The sequence below is a fragment of the Gemmatimonadaceae bacterium genome (assembly GCA_035606695.1).
GTDB lineage: Bacteria > Gemmatimonadota > Gemmatimonadetes > Gemmatimonadales > Gemmatimonadaceae > JAQBQB01.
Genome location: DATNEW010000030.1, coordinates 23,920 through 40,509, shown reverse-complemented (window position 1 = coordinate 40,509; position 16,590 = coordinate 23,920). Strand labels below are relative to the sequence as shown.

Here is a 16,590-nt window from a genome sequence, read left to right as displayed (position 1 = left end):
ACTTCAAATGGAATGATGCCGCCGCGCTTCGTCGCGTAGCGGTATGCGAGAGGAGAGAGGAGCGAACGCGTCGCGTTCGCGACTTCAAATGGAATGATGCCGCCGCGCTTCGTCGCGTAGCGGCCAAGCGCGGCGGTATCGTCTAGGGGACTAGGACGGGGCCCTCTCAAGGCCCAAACACGGGTTCGAATCCCGTTACCGCTATCCAAGTTGTACGCAGGTTGTACGCAGGTTGTACGCAGGTTGCAGTAGGACTGGAAAGGCCAGCAAGACGGCCCGTTCGTCTATCGGTTAGGACGGCACCCTTTCACGGTGCAGAGAGGGGTTCGATTCCCCTACGGGCTATCGTGAAAGTGCAGGCGCAGGGAAGGGCGGTATGGATGGTGTTGGGGGCGTAGCTCAGTTTGGTTAGAGCACTCGACTGTCACTCGAGAGGTCGCGGGTTCGAGCCCCGTCGCTCCCGTGTTGGACAGCTGGACGTGGACGCACATTCGAGCTCTGGTATCTCAGAGCTTTAATCGCCGATCTGAAAGCTGGTTCGTGAGACGTCAAGCACGTTGGACGGCAAGCACCTTGAAGCACGTTGAAGCGCGTTGAAGCACCTTGAACGACAGCCGTACAGCGCAGGGCCCTGGTGGTGAAATTGGTAGACACGCCATCTTGAGGGGGTGGTGCCGCAAGGCGTCACGGTTCGAGTCCGTGCCAGGGCATGGTCAGCAAGCGCACCAAACACATCACCAGCATCACGAGTTGCACGGTTACCGGTCGCACGCCGTACTCGTCATTCTGCGCACCACGAACGCACGATCCACGTACGTTGCACGCACGTTGCACCCACGTTCCACGCACGTTCCACGCACGATCTGCCAGCGTAGCTCAGTGGTAGAGCACTCGATTCGTAATCGAGCGGTCGTCGGTTCAATCCCGACCGCTGGCTCTTGAGATCCTTGATTTGATCCGCGACGCATCCACCGGTCGCCCGGACACTCCAACCGCCCCGATCCCGCGAAACGCCGCCGCCGTCGCGGCGTTTTTTTTGACGCGAACCAACTAGAATTCTAGTTGACGCCGCTCCGCAGCGACGGTAGAATCTACTAAATGTCTAGTAGGCTCATCGCCGCGCTCGGCCTCGCGCTCGCTATCGCCGGCACGTTCGGCACGCACCAACTCGACGCACAAACGCCAGTCGCAGCGACCAGCACGCTCTCCGGCACCGTCCACGACGCCACCGGCGCCGCGCTCGCCGACGTCACCATCACGCTCGTCGGCGAGCCACTCTCCACGCGCGCCGACAGCATCGGCCGCTTCACACTCCGCGACGTCCCCGCCGGCCGCCACACCGCGCTCGTTCGCCGGATCGGCTTCCAAAGCGTCGAGTATCGCTGGACCGCCCAATCGGGCCGCGCGCTGCAAGTCGACGTCGCCATGATGCCTGTCACGCGCCAACTCGATCGCGTCGTCGTCGAGGCGCCCGGTAACTCGCGGCGACGCGGAACGTCGAGCATCGGCGGCAGCGTGCGCGACTCGACCGGCGCCCCGGTCCCCAACGCCGACGTGCGACTCCTCGGCGCCGGCCTCTCGACGATCACCGACTCGAGTGGATCCTTTCAGTTCGAGAGCCTCGCCGCCGGGTCGTACATGGTTCGCATCCGCCGACACGGACTGCGGCCGATCACGCACGTGATGCAGATCGTCGACGATGACAATCGCTCGATCGCGTTCAAGATGTTCGGCCTGCCCCGCGGCTCAAATGCAAGCGGCTATGGCAGCGCGGACGCTCCCTTCGACGCATTCGACCATCGCATGCTCGGCGAATCGGGCCGACCGCTACTCGGCCCCGGGGATCTCTTTCGCTACGATCGCGCGTCGCTCGAGTTCGTGCTGCAGCAGTACCGCGATCCGGCGTTCAACATCTCGCGCCGGTCGGCCGAGCAGGGCACGGGATCGACCGACGACGGCGACTGTCTGCTCCTCGACGGCAGGCGTGCCGTGTATCAACCGCTGCGATCGTTCAGCGCCAACGACGTGCAGCTCGTCGAGGTGTTTCGGCCGAACGCGTTCGTCGATGAAACGATGGTCTCGCAGATGGACCTGCTGCGCGAGTGCCGAGGCAGCGCGATGCATCACCCCGCGTACTTCGTGCTCTGGACGCGAAGCGTGCACTGAGCAGGTCGAGCAACTCCGGCCGATCGAACCGCACCGAGCCGCTTCGCGTCCAGAGCGAAGATCATTAGTGTTTGCTCAACGTGAACGTCATGTGCACGTCGCTCGTCGTCGGCCGATAGATGCCGCTCGTGATCGCCGCGTATCCCGAACCCGACGGCGGCGTGATCTCGACGGTGTATGATCCGCCGACGAGCGATTTGAACGAGACGTTCCCGTTGGCGTCGGTCGTAGCGCTGCCGGCGGGAATTGACGTCGACAGCGTATCGCCGGTGATGCCGCCGACACGCGTCAGCTTCACCGTTGCCCCAGCGACGTGAACGAAGCCGCTGGTGTCGGCTCCGCTGAGGACCGCCCCATTGACCGTGATGGCGAGATCGAACGACGCGACGCCCGGCGCGGGCGGCGGCGGCGGGTTCGTCGCCGGCGCGTCGACGACGGTGACAGTCATGGAGTCGGTGTGGCCGTCGATGCTTCCATAGACTTTCGTCGTGCCAAGAGCCCTGGCATACACGAGACCCGTGTCGCTCGTGATGGCAATGCTCGCATCGGCCGAGCGCCACGTCGCGGCCTTTCCGGTCACGACAACGCCCTTCGCGTCGTATGCGGCGATCGTCGGCGTCGAAAAGCGCCCGAGGCCAAGGGTCAACGCGTGCGGCGTGATCGTTACGCTCGCGACGGCGCCGTTCGACGTGCCGGGTGAGCTTGCGGATGTGTCATTGCCGCGCGACGCGGGTGTCGTTGCCGCTATGGTTTGCGGTCCGTCGATCGACGTCGTGGCGGCGTCGCCCGAGCACGCCGTGACGATCGCGGCGGCAACGGCCGCGAGCACAAATTGCAATCGCATCATGCTTCCTCCAACGGTGTGTGCGTTTGTACTTCGTGCACTCTGATACCTGAGTGTGCAACGCGAAGTCACGACGACTTTCATGGTGTGATGCGAAGCTGCGCGCGCGTTCGTGCGGCGAGCGACGCCTCGGGTGACTGGCCGGCGAGCACGTCGCGCGCGACGTCGCTGCGCAGCGCCCTGAATTGCTTCTCGTTGGCGCGTCGATCGATCATGCTCTGGATCGAGAGCGTCGCGACGTCGACCGGAATGCGTTTGGAGACGAGATCGACGAGCGTAACGAGCGCGGTCGCGAGCGTGGGCGGGTCGGCGCTCGCGCCGGCCGGATGCGCCAGTCGCCGCAAATCATTCGCGCTCACGCCGGCGTGCAGCGCACCGGCCGCGGCGCCGAGCAGCGCGAGGTCGTTCGTGCCGTCGAGTGCGCCGCGGGCCGTCTCGATCTCCTGGGCGAGCGACCGCACCGCTCGCACGATCCGATCCGCCTCGGCGCCCTTCAACACGCCCTCGGCGGCCTTGTCGGCGAGTGGCTTGCGCGGAACGCCGAGCGCGCCCACCGAGTCGATCAATTGTTGGAGGAGTGCCCGCGTCGCTGGCGCGAGCGAGGCGGGAAGGGGAGCGTCCTGTGCGCTCGCGCTCGACGCCATCACGACGGCTGCGAGTGCAAGCAATGATAGTTTACTCATGAGCCGCGCACCATGAGGACGGAGTTGGGCGAGCCGAAATCGTCGTCGCCGGCACGCGGCGCCGCCGGATCGGGCGCCACCTTGCCGTCGATGAAGAGCGCGTAGTTGTATCGGCCGAGCGGGAGTCGGACTTCGACCTCCCACACCCGGCCATCGGCGGAGCGGCGCATCGGCAGCCGCGTCGGATTCCAGTGATTGAAGTCGCCGACGACCGACACGGTCGATGCGTTTGGCGCGACGACGCTGAATCGCACGGGCAGAAGCATCGTATTCGCGGCGACCGCCGCCTCAACGCGCGGTCTGCTGCGCGACTGCACGACCGTCGCCGCCGCGCCGCCGATCAATGCGCATGCCAGGCCCGCGGCAATCGCCATCGGAATGCTCAACCGAACGCGAGGCGAAGGCGAACCCGAACGCACAGGCGCGGCTTCACGCGCGACGCGGTCGACAAGCGCATCGCGCCACGCATCGCGCACGCGGGGCTCGTCGCGCAGCAGTCGTGCGCCGCGCGCGAGCAGCGGGGTCAGCTGGCTGTCGTCATCGTGATGTTCACGCATAGCGGTCCTCCTCGAGAAGCGCCTGCAGTCGCTCGCAGGCGCGCTGCACGCGCATCTTCAGCGCTGAGATCTTCATTCCGCTCATCGCCGCCATCTCTTCGTAGCTCAACAACTCGACGTGTTTCAGCAAGAACGCCTCGCGCTGCGGTGCATCGAGCTGGGCGAGCGCCCGCTCGATCGCGTCGCGGAGATGGGCATCGCTATCCGATGCTTCGACATGTGCCCGCGCCACCGCGTCCTCATCCAGCACCACACGCAGCGTGCGACGCTTGCGGTGCAGCAAACTCGTTCGACATCGATTTATGAGAATACTCATGACCCACGTTCGAAAGCTCATCGATGCATCGTAGCCCGCCAACGCCCGGTACGCGCGCGCGAACGCTTCCTGCGTCGCGTCCTCGGCGTCTTCGACCGAGCCGAGCATGCGCGTCGCGTAGCGAAGGCATGCCGGCGCGTGACGGTCGACCAGCGCCGCGAACGCGCGTGCATCGCCCGCTCGCGCGGCACTCACATCCACGGCGTCGCTCATTGGCAACGGGTGATACCCGCGCGCGGTGGCCGGCGTCACAACGGTCAGCGAATGACGAGTAATCCGACGGCGCCGTTGAAATCGTCCACCGTCGACGCGAGGCCCGGCGGCGCGACCCATCGATCGCCGTTGACGCGAACGTTCACATGGTATGTGCCCGCGGGAAGCGCCAACGCCGTCTCCCACACGTCGAGCTTCGTCTCGCGCAGTGCGACGGGTTTCCACCCGTTGAAATCACCAGAGATCTCGACGGTGCGCGCATCGGGCACGCGCATCGTGATGACATATCCGCCGCCCTCCATGCGATCGATCGAGAAGGTCGAGGCGGACGGCCGAACGTGTGGCGGCGACGCGGGCCGCATGAGAGCGGCGGGGGCAACGCGAAGGCCGAGCGTCATGAAGCGCGAAGCGGGAGCCCCAACCCACAACCGAGCGGACTCTCGCCCCGCGCCCGCGATGAGCGACAGTCGCGGCGAGAGCTCGGCGGTCGCGGTGACGCGGCCCCAGAGTGACGCGGCTGCGCCGTCGAGCGCGGGACGATAGCCGAGTCGTCCGTCGAATGAGATGCGCGCGGCCGAACCGCTCAAGCGTGCTTCGATGTCGGCCCATTGCAGCGCATGCGCCGCCGTGCCGCTGTCGCCGAAAAAGACTTGCCGCGTCGTAGGCGTCCACGTTTTTGACAGCGAGTCGTACAGACTGTCAGGGCGGAGCCCTGTATGAAAGGTCGCGGGCCGGGCGCCGATCTTCACGGCATGCGTCTCTGATGCGATCGAGAACGTCATCGACTTCCACTGTTGCCATAGGCCGAGGCGGAGCAGGGGGCGCGCGGCAACGCTGTCGAGCGCCGCCGACCGCTCGACGGCGGCGCCCAGCCACATGCCTCGGCCGTTCGCGGCGGCGCTGATCGCCGACTCGACCGTGCCGAGTCCGCGCATCACACCATGTGCGATCGGGATGTCGTCGAATCGCGACGTCGTCGTGAGACGAAGGACACCGATCGCAGGCGACGCCGCGTTGAATGCAAGACTGCTTTCGTCGGCGCGCAGACTGTTCGCATCGGCCATCGCGGACAGGTCGCCGCGCAAGCCGAACCAGCGGTTGTCGAGACGGAACGCCGGATCGATTCGCGTGCCCGAGCGCCAGCCATCGCCCTCATGCTGCATGGCGACGCCGATCGCGGCGGCGGCGCTCGCCTGTGCGCGGGTGGCGCGGCTTGGAATCGTGAGGAAGATCAGCGAGAGTGCGACGAGCGGGCGCGACACGTTCACGGAGGCAACTCCGGGCGGCAAAGGATGTGGGCCGAGAGACGGCCCCATGTGCATACCTTCGCGTACCCGTGCCGGGTCACGCCGTGGCGTAAGGAAATTGTTCGAAGAATCCGCGGGCTGGTGGACCGCGCGGCGTCGCCCGTACTAGTCGGGCTTGAGCTGCTGATGGCGCAGGAAGTCCATGAATTTCAAGTAGTCGTCGGCCGCGAGATTGAACATCGGCAGGAGTTTCTTGTAGCTGCCGCGCGTACGCTCCAATCCGCGCGCGATGATTTCGCGTGCTTCGCCGCGGCTCAGCTCTCGGCGCAAATACGGCCGGTGTACCGCGTCCCAGAACGTCTCCTCTCCGTCGAGCATGCGCTGCAGCGGATCGGGGCGATCGGCGATCAGCGGGATGCGGCTCCACTGATCCGCGCGCGACGAGCTCTCCAACTGCTCGGCGAAGTGCGCGGGCTCGATTGCATCGCCGGTACTGAGGTGGAAACCGGCGTCGACGACGCCGCGCAATTCGCGCACATTGCCGGGCCACGAGTACGCGCTCATCAATTCGCGCGACGCCGGTGAGAGTGATTTCTCGAACCCGCGAGTCGCGCGCAACTGGTCGAGGTAGAAGCCGGCGATCAATTCCCAGTCGCTGCCGCGCGCGCGCACGGGGGGCACGACCACGTGCAGCGTACGCAATCTATAGTAGAGGTCCAGCCGGAAGGCGCCGCGTTCGACCATCGGCATGAGGTCGCGACTCGTCGCCGTGACCACGCGAACGTCGACGTGTTTGGCCTGTGTTCCGCCGACCGGAACGATCTCGCCTTCGCCGAGGACGCGAAGGAGCATTGCCTGGGCGGGGAGGGTCAGCTCACCGACTTCGTCGAGGAAGATGGTCCCGCCGTTGGCTTCGTCGAACATGCCGCGATGATCGGCGACCGCGCCGGTAAAGCTGCCGCGGCGATGTCCGAAGAGCTCACTCGCAATCAGCTGTCCGTCGTGATACTGCGCACAGTTGATGCTCAGGAATGGCTTGTGACGTCGTTCGCTCAAGAGAAACAGCGCGCGCGCGAACAGCTCTTTGCCGGTGCCGGTTTCGCCGGTGATCAGCACCGGACTGTCCGAGGCGGCAAATCTCGAAACCCGTTCGAGTGCGTCGGCCAGCGACTCGTGGCGGCCGACGATCACCGTGCGGCGGTTGTTCCCCCAGACCTCACTGGCCAGGCGATCGATCTTTCGCGCCAGGCGAATTTGGCAAACGCTCTCGCGTTGTACGTCGACCATCGTTCAGCTCCGCAGGAGAATCCGCGATCGTGGCCGCCGTCGGCTCGACGTGTTCCATGCCGTGGCCAAGACACCTCGAGCGCGTCGATCTCACGCGTGGTCGCGAAGTCATCCCACGGCCCTTCGACAAGATGGCGCCGGGCGTGCCGCAGGCGCCGACCCACAGGTACTCGCTATGCCGTGCTACATCGAAGGAGATAGCGTTCCTGGTCGGTGCGCGACGGATCGGCGGTCAGGGGACCGATGCCCGGCAGGGAAGTCAGGTGCGTCGTTGCGGCGGCAAACAACTCGTGCGCGAAGTCGTCGAGTGACAGGCGTTCGAGCCCCGCGGAGGCGATGGCGGTGATGATGCGCGCGACGTCGGACAACGAGCGCGGTCCCGTGTCTCCGGTCATCGACCGCGCATGATCGCGCCAAAGAGCGTCGAACCTGGCGAGCGTCGCGGCGGCGCGGCGGACGATAGTTTGCAGAACTCTAAACGCGGCGCTCGACAGCGGCGGCGTTCCACGATAGTTGGCGAGGCGTCCGTCCGCCCGCCATTGCGTTGGGTGCTCGACGCCCATGAATCGCAGCAGCCATTCCGGCTCGAACGCGCCGCGCGCGGCAACGATACCGGTATAGTCGGCGATCAGTTCGTCGAGCAGCGCATTGCGCATCGAACCGAACACCCGCCGTGTGAAGTAATGCGCGCTCTCGTGCTCCACGCGAATCACCAGCGAAATCCGACGCCATTCGTCGTCAGATAATCCGAGCGTATGTGCCGGCGTTGCGCTGTACGGCCCGGTGCTCGCCACGATGAACCGGTCCTGATACAGCTCTCGTCTCGGCATCAGACGCTGAAACTCGGCACGCCATGCTGCTTCGCTTACGGCGCTGTCGTCCTGCGTTGCATGCTGCGCCAGCCACTGCTCACGGAGTCGAGCGACGCGACTCCAGTTGTTGTACCCGCCAATGATACATGCGCCCATCGAAGTAGGAACCACCGCAGGCTCGTTATGGTTCGCGAACGAGCGAACGATCCGTTGAAAATCCGCGCGGTGATCGGCCACGATCACACCGATGCGTCCTGCCGCCGTCGCATGCAAGGAAATCGTCAACCCCGACTCGTCCGCGAACGGCGGCGCGTTTGATTCGCGTGGAATCACGCCCCGCCGCGTCGCGGTGAGGTAATCCTCACGCGCGTGCATGCCTTCGACAACCGGAAACTGCAACTGCAGGAAGTGTCGTCGCAACGTCGCACCAGCTCCGTCGCGCATTGCTTCGTCCGCGTAGGTACGCCACGCTTCGACGAACGGTTCATCGGGAAGCGGATACTCACGGTCGGCAGCAAGTGCATCGGCAGCGAAACCAGTTTCACCGTACGCCAACAATTCCTCGGCGACTATGGCATCCGTGCACAGGTCGCGCAAGATGTTTATTCGTTCCGATCGATTCGCGAGCTGCATTAGCGAAGACTCGAGCGAGCGGTCGCGGAATCGCGCCTCATCGCCGTAAGACGTTGCGGCGCGGGCATGTATTCGAATCGACCGTTGTGTACCACCATCGTCACCATCGGGCGATCGCCCAAATCACCCGTCGAGTCAAACGCGAATGTGCCGGTTACTCCGCGCCAGTCATGCAGATGGTGGAGTGCCGTTGCCACGCGGTCGGGAGCCACCGAATGCGCTTGCTTCATTGCCGCAGCGAGCAGATTCACGGCGTCATAACCCAGCGCGGATCCAGCGTCCGGCACCGCGTTGAATCGCCGGCGGAAAGCGGCGTCGAATCGCTCGACCTCGGCGCGCGGCTCGTCAGGATGAAAGACCGACGGCACGATCGTGCCTTCCGCGGCCGCGCCGGCGATGCTCATCAACGCTCCGGTGCCGAGTGCGTCGCCGCCGATGATTGGTACGGTGAGTCCCGAACGACGCGCCGATGTGACGAAGTATGCCGCCGACGGCACCTCGCCGGCGAGGAAAATCGCATCGATACCGAGCGTCTTCCATTCACGCACCGTCGGATCGAACGTGTCGGCCGTCGTCGCCTCGGCGCCGTACGATTCGCGCGCGGCGATCGTCAGCCCGAGATCGACCGCATGCTCCTCGAATGCGTTCGAGAGATCGCGGCCGTATGTGTTGCGAACATATTCGATCGCCACGCGTCGGTAGCCCCGCGCCGCGGCGAAATCAGCCATGCGATGACCGACTGCCTTGTCCGTGAACGTCGCGCGGAACACGCGGCGATATCCGAGCGACGTCAGCTCCGGATCGGTTGCGGCCGGCGCGACCATGACGAGGCCGCCGTTGTCGTAGATGGATGCCGCCGGCACCGAGACGTAGGACTGCAGGTGTCCGATCACCGCGACCACATTCGGGTCTGCGTCGAACTTCTGCGCGACGGCGCGGCCGTCGTCGGCGGATTCATGATCGTCGCTCTTCTCCAGACGAATGTGTCGCCCGTCGATCCCGCCGCTTGCGTTGATCTCGGCCACGGCCATGTCGAGACCATCGCCGAAGCGCAGCTCGCGGCGCGCTTGCCACGGCCACGCGACCCCGATGACCACGTCGCCGCTCGCACGACTCGCTCGATCCGCGCGCTGTTCGGCAATGCTGTGCGGGCCACACGAGGCGGCAAGAACGAGCGCGGCCACCGCGGCGATCACCCGCGGCGGTGAGACCTCGGGCGCGAATCGGAGAATCTGCATCAGTGGTGCTCCTGCGAAGGTCGCTGCGTCGAAATCAATGATCCTTACGCGAGTTGTCGCTTTGCCAACTCGGCGAAGATTCCAGGTTCTTTCATGAGGTCGTCGAACTTGCCGCTCTGCACGATCTGGCCGCGCGCGATCACGCAGATGCGATCGGCGTTGACAATGGTGCTCAGGCGGTGGGCGACGACGATGCGCGTGGCGTGTAGTTGCTCGAGGCTCGAGCTGACGATCGCCTGCGTCCGGTTGTCGAGCGCGCTCGTTGCCTCGTCGAAAAAGAGCAGGCGCGGGCGGTGCACGAGCGCGCGCGCGATCATCAGGCGCTGACGCTGTCCGCCGGATAACGTGCCCCCGCTTTCACTCACGACGGTGTGCATGCCCATCGGCATCGCTTCGACGTCTTCGGCGAATCCCGCCATGCGCGCCGCGGCCCACGCATCGTTGATCGTGAGCGGCGACGTTCCGACGATGTTGCTGAAGATGTCGCCGGCGAGCAGCTTGCCGTTCTGCAGCACGACACCGATTTGCCGGCGAACGGCTTGAATGTCGACGCCGGCGAGATCCTGTCCGTCGTAATAGATCGCTCCCGATTCCGGCGTCTCGAAGCCGAGCAGCAAGCGGAGGATCGTCGACTTGCCGGCGCCGGACGGCCCGACGAGTGCGACGAATTCGCCGGGGCGAACCTGGAACGACAGGCCGTGCATGACCGGCGACATATCCGGCGCGTATCGGAACGTCACCGCTTGCACTTCGACGTTCCCCGTGAGAACGCCGGGATCCGATTTCGCGAGATCGCCTTCCGGACGGCTGACGAGGATTGGCTGCGCCAACTCGTACAGCGGAATGACGTTCAAGGTGCCGAGCAATGCGACGCACGTTCCGAGCAGCGCCCCCTGACATGCGCCATACGCCGAGAGGAACGCGAGGAAGTCGCCGGTGCGAATCGTTGGTTGCGCGCCGTGGACGAGGGGAATCGCGGTCCAGAACAACAGCATGTACGCGAGCGTGGGGAACGCCGCATGGAATGAGCTCACCGCATTGCCGATCATGCGCGCGCGAAACGTCAGTTGGCGCTGCTCGGCGAAGCGACGCGCCCAGAGCGTAAACGCGGTGATTTCCGCGCCGGCGACACGAAGCTTGGTGATGCTCGACAACAGCTGGAGCACGAGTCCGGATGCCTTCGATTGAATGCTGGCGATGCCGCGCTGATGCTTGAGCTGCAGCCAGCTGCCGAACGCCGTCACCGCCACGGCCACCGCGATGAGCAGCGTGGCGCGCCAGGCCATGACGCTGCTGTACGAGAACATCAAGCCGAAATTCACCAGCGAGAAGACGCCGCCGAGGATCGCGCTGACCGTCGTGCCAGAGATGACCTGGCGGATGGCGTCGATGCCCATCGCGCGCGTGGCGAGATCGCCGGCGGCGTATGGACGGAAGAACGGCATTGGCAAACTGAGAAGCCGGTCCCACACCGCCGCTTGAATCGTTGCGCTCATTCGCGTTTCGACGCGCAGGAGCGCCAGGCCGCGCACGAGATTGAACAGCGCTGTCGAAATCGCGCACGCCGCGAGCACGACGCTGATCTCGACGAGCTGCAATCGTTGCGCACCCGGAACGATGGAATTGAAGACCACGCCGGTCGCCATCGGCGGCACGAGACCGAGCAGCGCGGCGACGAGTCCCATGGTGAAGACCATGCCGAAGTCCGATGCACACCCGCGCACGCCCAGGCGCAGCACGTCCAGCAGATTCAGCGGCCGATCGGGGAACGGTCGATAGAGTGTATGCGCGATCGGTTGCAGCAACGCGGCGGACGTTGCATCGAGCGGCGCGGTGGTGCCGAACATCGGGTCGTGCAGCGTGTAACCGCGCGTACCGCGGATGAGCGCAACCGGCCGCTTGTCCTCGCCGAAGGTCGCGAGCAAGTGCCCGTTATCGTGCTGCCACCAATCGTCGCGCAACAATACGGAACGCGTACGCAGGCGCGACGCGCGCGCGATCGCCGCGAGTGGATCGCGCGGCTGGCTCCCGTCTTCGGACGACGCGTACCGTCGTACCGGCACGTCGAGTGCTCGGCCGACGAGCGCGCACGCCGCGAAAAGTGCTTCGTGGCGCGCCTCCACCGGATCGAGATGCGCGTCGTCGGGCGCGGCGACGACACTCGTCAAGGGCTCCGGCGTACCCGGCCGCATCGTCGCCACGAGCGACGCGCACGCCCCGCGAAGTGCCGCGCGATTTCCAAGCGCCTTGCGACGCATGCGCTCCGCGGCGCTCGCCGCGGACTGCGATTCGAGCAGCGTCGCGTAGCGAAGCACGAGATCGTGCAACAGCGTCAGGCCGCCCCACAGCTCGTCCGGATGCGGGAGCGATGCGGTCTCGAGAAGAATCAAACGGCTTGGTTCGGTGACGCGGAACCACGACGGGCGCGAGATCGGAACGAATCCCGTGCCGTTCACCGTGAGCGATTCCTGTCCAAGCAGATGTGAGTGCCCTTCGAGATGACGTACCCACATCACACCGCGTCGGGGCCGGGCGGTCGTCGGCTCCGGGACTTTCACCTCAGTCCCTGCGTCGAGCTCGGCGCACTCTTTCGGCGCGACGCCGCGCGTCATGCCGTCGCAGAGTGCTTGCACCCACGCGTCGACGATGGCGTGCACTGTGGGGCGATACTCCGAGCGCCACGCGCGCGCGCGCAGCGTGGCCTGCGGCAGCCGCCGCAAGCGCGAGCCACTCGTGCCAACGGCCACCAGCATGCGCGTCGCATCAGGCGCCGAGGATCCGACACCGAACACCGCCTGTCCGGGTCGCGCACGAAAGAGATGCGTGCGGCTGCCCGAGCCTGGTGCATCGGATATGGGCGCCGAGAAGACGTCGACTTCACCGTGCTCGACGAGCCACACGAGGTCGTTGTCCATTCGGAACGGCTTATCGCTGCCGCCGAGCTGCGTTTCGGCGTCGGCGAACAGCGCCAGCGTCTGCGAAAGGGGCAGGGCGTCGTCCGATTCCGGCAGCTCGCGGAGATTGGTCATGGGCTCTCGTCTCACTCCGACGCGATGAGCGACTGATATCGTCCCGGCACCGCGCTCAGCGACTCGTGCGTACCGCGCTGCACGACGACCCCGCGATCGAGGACGATGATCTCCTCACAATCGCGAATGGTGCTCAGGCGATGCGCGATGATCAGACACGTGCATCCGCGGCGCCGAAGATTGTCGTCGATCATCTTCTCGGTCGACGGATCGAGCGCGCTCGTTGCTTCGTCGAGCACCAGAATCGAGGGATTATTGGCGAGCGCTCGCGCGATCTCGAGCCGTTGGCGCTGTCCGCCGCTGAAGTTGCGGCCGCCCTCTTCCATTCCGCCGGCGTAGCCACCGTTTCGCGCGGCAACTTCTTCGTGGATGGCGCCGTCGCGCGCCGCTTGCAGGACAGCGGCGTCCGGAATCGTCTCGTCCCATAGCGTGATGTTCTCGGAGATCGTTCCCTCGAACATGCTCACGTCCTGATCGACCACGGCCAATGAGCTCGTCAGCGTGCGGCGCGAAACAGCGCTCCGCGGCACACCGTCGAAGAGCATCTCGCCTTCCCATGGCTGATACAATCCCGCCACGAGCTTCGCGATGGTGGACTTGCCGCAGCCCGACGAGCCGACGAGGGCGACGCGTGCGCCCGGCCGAAGCGTGAGATTGAAGTTGGTGATGAGCGGCGGATCGAGCCGGCTGTAGCCGAATGTCACATTGCGAAGCTCGAGATGCCCGCTGAGCTTCACCGCCGTTGTCCCGGTCGCATCATCGTGTTCTTCTTCCGCGACCCCAAGGTGCGATGCATGTGGATCGAGCTGCGCGCGCAGGACGTCATCGAGCCGGCTCAAGTCGCCTTTGAGATCCTGTAGCTGTCCACCCAGGTCGACCATCTTGTTGATCGGGTTGAGGAACGCCACGAGCAGGGCCTGGAACGCCACGAGCAATCCCATGCTGAGGCGACCATCCATTACCCGGAGCCCACCGACGCCGATGGTGATCGCGGCGTTGAGGCCCATCAACATCGGCGGCACGACGCCGAGGAGCGTCGCGGTCAGCTGCGCCTGTTGATAGGCATTGGTGACCTTGGCGTGATGTCCGGCCCACCGGCTGAAAAAGTCCGATTCCGCGCCCGTTGCCTTGAGCGTTTCGATCGTCATCAGGCCGCCCATCGCGGCGCCAAGCATGCGTCCGCGGTCCTGCTGCAGCCGGCGATTGAGATCGACGCGACGACGCGATGCCCAGCGCAGCGCGCCGATGTTCAACGCCGCGGTCGCGATGCCGACGATCGTCAGCGTGACGTCGTACTGCAGCAGCAGCACGGCGTAGAAGACGATGAGCAGCATGTTGATCGTAGTCGTGGCGAGATCGCCCGACACCGTCTTCGCGACTTTGTCGTTGATGCCGACGCGGCTGCCGATGTCGCCGGCGAATCGCTGCGTGAAGAAGCCCGCCGGCAAGCGCAACACGTGCCAGAAGAATTTGCCCGACGTTTCGATCGAGAGTTTCGTCTCGAGACGCAACAGGTAGCGTTGCTGCAAGCCCGTGAGTCCGGCGGCGAGCAGCGCGGCGGTGCCCATCGCGAACATCAGCGGCTTTACCCACTCGGACAACGACTTCACCAGAATGTCGTCGACGAACACCTTGTTGAACGACGGCGCGACGATGCCCGGAATGAGCAGCGCGAGTCCCGCGAGCACGATGAACGCGAATGCGTTTCGACTTCCCGGCAAACGCCGGCCAAGCGCGCGAATCACGCTCGGCTGCTCGCCGCCGCGCCTGAAGTCCTCGGTCTCGTTGAAGACCAGCGCAACGCCGGTGAACGATTTGTCGAACTCCTCATCGCTCACGATCGTCGGGCCGCCGCTCGGATCATTCAGATATGCGCGGCCCTTCGAAAAGCCCTCGAGCACGAGGAAGTGATTGAAGTTCCAATGCACGATCATCGGCACCTGCAACGATCGCAGCTGTGCCGGCTCGCGCTTGTAGCCGCGGGCGTCGAGTCCGTAGGCGCGCGCCGCCCGAAGCACGTTGCTTGCCTTGCTTCCGTCGCGCGAGACGCCGCACGCCGTGCGCAGCTCCTCGAGCGGAACCCAGCGGCCGTGATAGGCCAGGACCATGGCGAGTGCGGCGGCGCCGCACTCCACCGCTTCCATTTGCAATACGGTCGGCGTGCGGACGCGCCGGATCTTCGGCGGCGGCGCGTCCGCCGGTGGCCCGTCGTTGTCATCGCGCCGCGAGACGAACGGAAGCCGTTCGCGCAGTGCCTGCAATCGCGACCGAATGATCGGCACCGTCGGCATGGTCACAGGCCGGTGGCGCGGCGCAACAACGGAAGGACCATCTCGATCGGGCGGCGTGACGCGACTTCAACGTTGCCCGTCGCCAGCGTGCCGCTCTGAATGCGAATGGGTGGGCCCTTGGACGACGTCCATTTGTAACGACTCGTCGTGTTTGGATCCGGAACGAGCTCGGCGTGCAACTCGTACGGCGCATCACTTCCCGCGAGCGCACCGGCGAGCTTGTCGTTTTTGAGAACGCGTTGCATGCCGCGCGCGGTGGCGGGGAAGTCGGATACGTAAGTCACCTTGCCGACCATCAAGCCAAACTCTTCCTGTTTCACCGTGGTCGGCGCGACTTGGATCGTCATTCCTGGACGAATGCGCTTGCCCTGGACCGACGGAATGAAGATCACCGCCTCGAGCTCCTGCACCGCGCGGCCGCCGAGGTTGATGCTCATGATCGGTTCGCCGGCCGACACGAGATTGCCGCGGTCCGTCATGATCTCGAGAACCCGGCCGCCGTACGGCGCGATGACGTCGGTGCCTGTACGGCGCTGCCGCTCCAACTCCGCAAGCTCATTCGAGCGCTGATCGATTTGCGCTTCGCTCTGCCGAAGGCGATCGTCGTGATCGTTGCGAATGCCAAGGCTCTTCGCCTTGAGCTGCGTGAGCTGGCCCGCGGCATCCGCGATCTTTTCGCGCAGCTGATCGTACTGCTGCCGAGTGCCAACGAGTGTCGAACGCGTCAACAGCCCTTGCTGAACGAGCTGTTCCTGACTGTTGATGCGTTCCTGCAACCACCCCAGGCTCTGCTCGGCCGCGGCCTTCGACTGCTCGATGCTCGTGCGCTGTTGGTCGATGTACGCCTGCTGCAACACTGCGTCTCGCGCGGTGAACTGCACCAGCTTCGCATGCTCGGCGTGCAGATTCTCGAGCTCCGCTTTCGCCGATCGGATGCGATCGTCGAGCTCGGGTTGCGCGACGCGCGCAACCACCTGCCCCTCGGCCACATCGTCGCCGACGTCGACCGCGACGTCGACCACGCGTCCGCCCGCGGAGGGCGTCACCTGGAAAATGCCGCCGCTCTTCACGAGCATGCCCGTTCCGCTCACGTTTTCGGGAATGCGGCCCGCGACTCCCCACGCGAGCGCGGTGGCGAGCACCACGCCCGTCGCCGCAAGCGCCACCCATCCGCGCAAATCGGTGACGCGCATGAGTTGATCGAGCTGCTCGGGTGATGCGAGCCGATCGAGCGAGACTTTTCGGAAGATGGCGGAAGATTGTGTCACGAGCGC

At 65.3% G+C, this 16,590-nt stretch carries 12 protein-coding genes and 5 tRNA genes; 6 read left to right on the top strand and 11 right to left on the bottom strand.

What is annotated here, in order from left to right:
- Positions 1–131 precede the first annotated feature (131 nt).
- The 6 genes from VN706_16115 (at position 132) to VN706_16090 (ending at position 2,166) form a co-directional block, all read left to right on the top strand.
- Positions 132–204 (top strand) — tRNA-Glu (locus tag VN706_16115).
- Positions 205–273: 69 nt separating this feature from the next.
- Positions 274–345 (top strand) — tRNA-Glu (locus VN706_16110).
- 43 nt (positions 346–388) lie between these two features.
- A tRNA-Asp gene (locus VN706_16105) sits at positions 389–463 on the top strand.
- Positions 464–628: 165 nt separating this feature from the next.
- Positions 629–710: transfer RNA gene (locus VN706_16100), tRNA-Leu, on the top strand.
- A gap of 155 nt (positions 711–865) precedes the next feature.
- A tRNA-Thr gene (locus tag VN706_16095) sits at positions 866–937 on the top strand.
- A gap of 161 nt (positions 938–1,098) precedes the next feature.
- Positions 1,099–2,166, top strand: coding sequence for a carboxypeptidase-like regulatory domain-containing protein (locus VN706_16090; GenBank protein ID HXT17163.1), 1,068 nt, complete (start codon positions 1,099–1,101; stop codon positions 2,164–2,166).
- A gap of 64 nt (positions 2,167–2,230) precedes the next feature.
- Here the strand turns inward: VN706_16090 and VN706_16085 are convergent, their stop codons facing one another.
- The 11 genes from VN706_16085 to VN706_16035 all read right to left on the bottom strand — a co-directional run bounded on the left by VN706_16085 (position 2,231) and on the right by VN706_16035 (position 16,584).
- On the bottom strand, positions 2,231–3,013 hold the full coding sequence (locus tag VN706_16085) for a prealbumin-like fold domain-containing protein (protein ID HXT17162.1): 783 nt from the start codon (positions 3,011–3,013) through the stop codon (positions 2,231–2,233).
- A 77-nt stretch (positions 3,014–3,090) separates the two neighbouring features.
- Positions 3,091–3,693 (bottom strand): hypothetical protein, encoded by a 603-nt coding sequence (locus VN706_16080; GenBank protein ID HXT17161.1) that lies wholly within the window; start codon positions 3,691–3,693, stop codon positions 3,091–3,093.
- A complete protein-coding gene (locus VN706_16075; protein HXT17160.1) occupies positions 3,690–4,250 on the bottom strand; it encodes an isoamylase early set domain-containing protein in 561 nt (186 codons plus the stop codon). The genes VN706_16080 and VN706_16075 overlap by 4 nt, the downstream gene beginning before the upstream one ends.
- Positions 4,243–4,779 carry an RNA polymerase sigma factor gene (locus VN706_16070; protein ID HXT17159.1) on the bottom strand — a complete coding sequence of 179 codons (537 nt, stop codon included), beginning with the start codon at positions 4,777–4,779 and terminating at the stop codon, positions 4,243–4,245. The genes VN706_16075 and VN706_16070 overlap by 8 nt, the downstream gene beginning before the upstream one ends.
- A gap of 44 nt (positions 4,780–4,823) precedes the next feature.
- Positions 4,824–6,047 (bottom strand): glycogen-binding domain-containing protein, encoded by a 1,224-nt coding sequence (locus VN706_16065; protein ID HXT17158.1) that lies wholly within the window; start codon positions 6,045–6,047, stop codon positions 4,824–4,826.
- 144 nt (positions 6,048–6,191) lie between these two features.
- The gene (locus tag VN706_16060) at positions 6,192–7,313 is read right to left on the bottom strand and encodes a sigma 54-interacting transcriptional regulator (GenBank protein ID HXT17157.1); all 1,122 of its coding nucleotides are present in this window, start codon (positions 7,311–7,313) and stop codon (positions 6,192–6,194) included.
- 173 nt (positions 7,314–7,486) lie between these two features.
- Complete coding sequence (locus VN706_16055) at positions 7,487–8,722, bottom strand: hypothetical protein (protein HXT17156.1); 1,236 nt, start codon at positions 8,720–8,722, stop codon at positions 7,487–7,489.
- Positions 8,723–8,757: 35 nt separating this feature from the next.
- Entirely contained in the window at positions 8,758–9,996 is a 1,239-nt protein-coding gene (locus tag VN706_16050) for an ABC transporter substrate-binding protein (protein HXT17155.1), read from the bottom strand.
- A 44-nt stretch (positions 9,997–10,040) separates the two neighbouring features.
- Positions 10,041–13,025 (bottom strand): NHLP bacteriocin export ABC transporter permease/ATPase subunit, encoded by a 2,985-nt coding sequence (locus VN706_16045; protein HXT17154.1) that lies wholly within the window; start codon positions 13,023–13,025, stop codon positions 10,041–10,043.
- Positions 13,026–13,036: 11 nt separating this feature from the next.
- A complete protein-coding gene (locus VN706_16040) occupies positions 13,037–15,316 on the bottom strand; it encodes an NHLP family bacteriocin export ABC transporter peptidase/permease/ATPase subunit (protein HXT17153.1) in 2,280 nt (759 codons plus the stop codon).
- Positions 15,317–15,318: 2 nt separating this feature from the next.
- Entirely contained in the window at positions 15,319–16,584 is a 1,266-nt protein-coding gene (locus tag VN706_16035; GenBank protein ID HXT17152.1) for an NHLP bacteriocin system secretion protein, read from the bottom strand.
- Between the last annotated feature and the right edge of the window lie 6 nt (positions 16,585–16,590).

Bases quoted from the DNA above. Each gene is read 5' to 3' on its own strand.
- VN706_16090 (HXT17163.1), top strand. From the start codon at position 1,099: ATGTCTAGTAGGCTCATCGCCGCGCTCGGCCTCGCGCTCGCTATCGCC.
- VN706_16085 (HXT17162.1), bottom strand. From the start codon at position 3,013: ATGATGCGATTGCAATTTGTGCTCGCGGCCGTTGCCGCCGCGATCGTC.
- VN706_16080 (HXT17161.1), bottom strand. From the start codon at position 3,693: ATGAGTAAACTATCATTGCTTGCACTCGCAGCCGTCGTGATGGCGTCG.
- VN706_16075 (HXT17160.1), bottom strand. From the start codon at position 4,250: ATGCGTGAACATCACGATGACGACAGCCAGCTGACCCCGCTGCTCGCG.
- VN706_16070 (HXT17159.1), bottom strand. From the start codon at position 4,779: ATGAGCGACGCCGTGGATGTGAGTGCCGCGCGAGCGGGCGATGCACGC.
- VN706_16060 (HXT17157.1), bottom strand. From the start codon at position 7,313: ATGGTCGACGTACAACGCGAGAGCGTTTGCCAAATTCGCCTGGCGCGA.
- VN706_16050 (HXT17155.1), bottom strand. From the start codon at position 9,996: ATGCAGATTCTCCGATTCGCGCCCGAGGTCTCACCGCCGCGGGTGATC.
- VN706_16045 (HXT17154.1), bottom strand. From the start codon at position 13,025: ATGACCAATCTCCGCGAGCTGCCGGAATCGGACGACGCCCTGCCCCTT.
- VN706_16040 (HXT17153.1), bottom strand. From the start codon at position 15,316: ATGCCGACGGTGCCGATCATTCGGTCGCGATTGCAGGCACTGCGCGAA.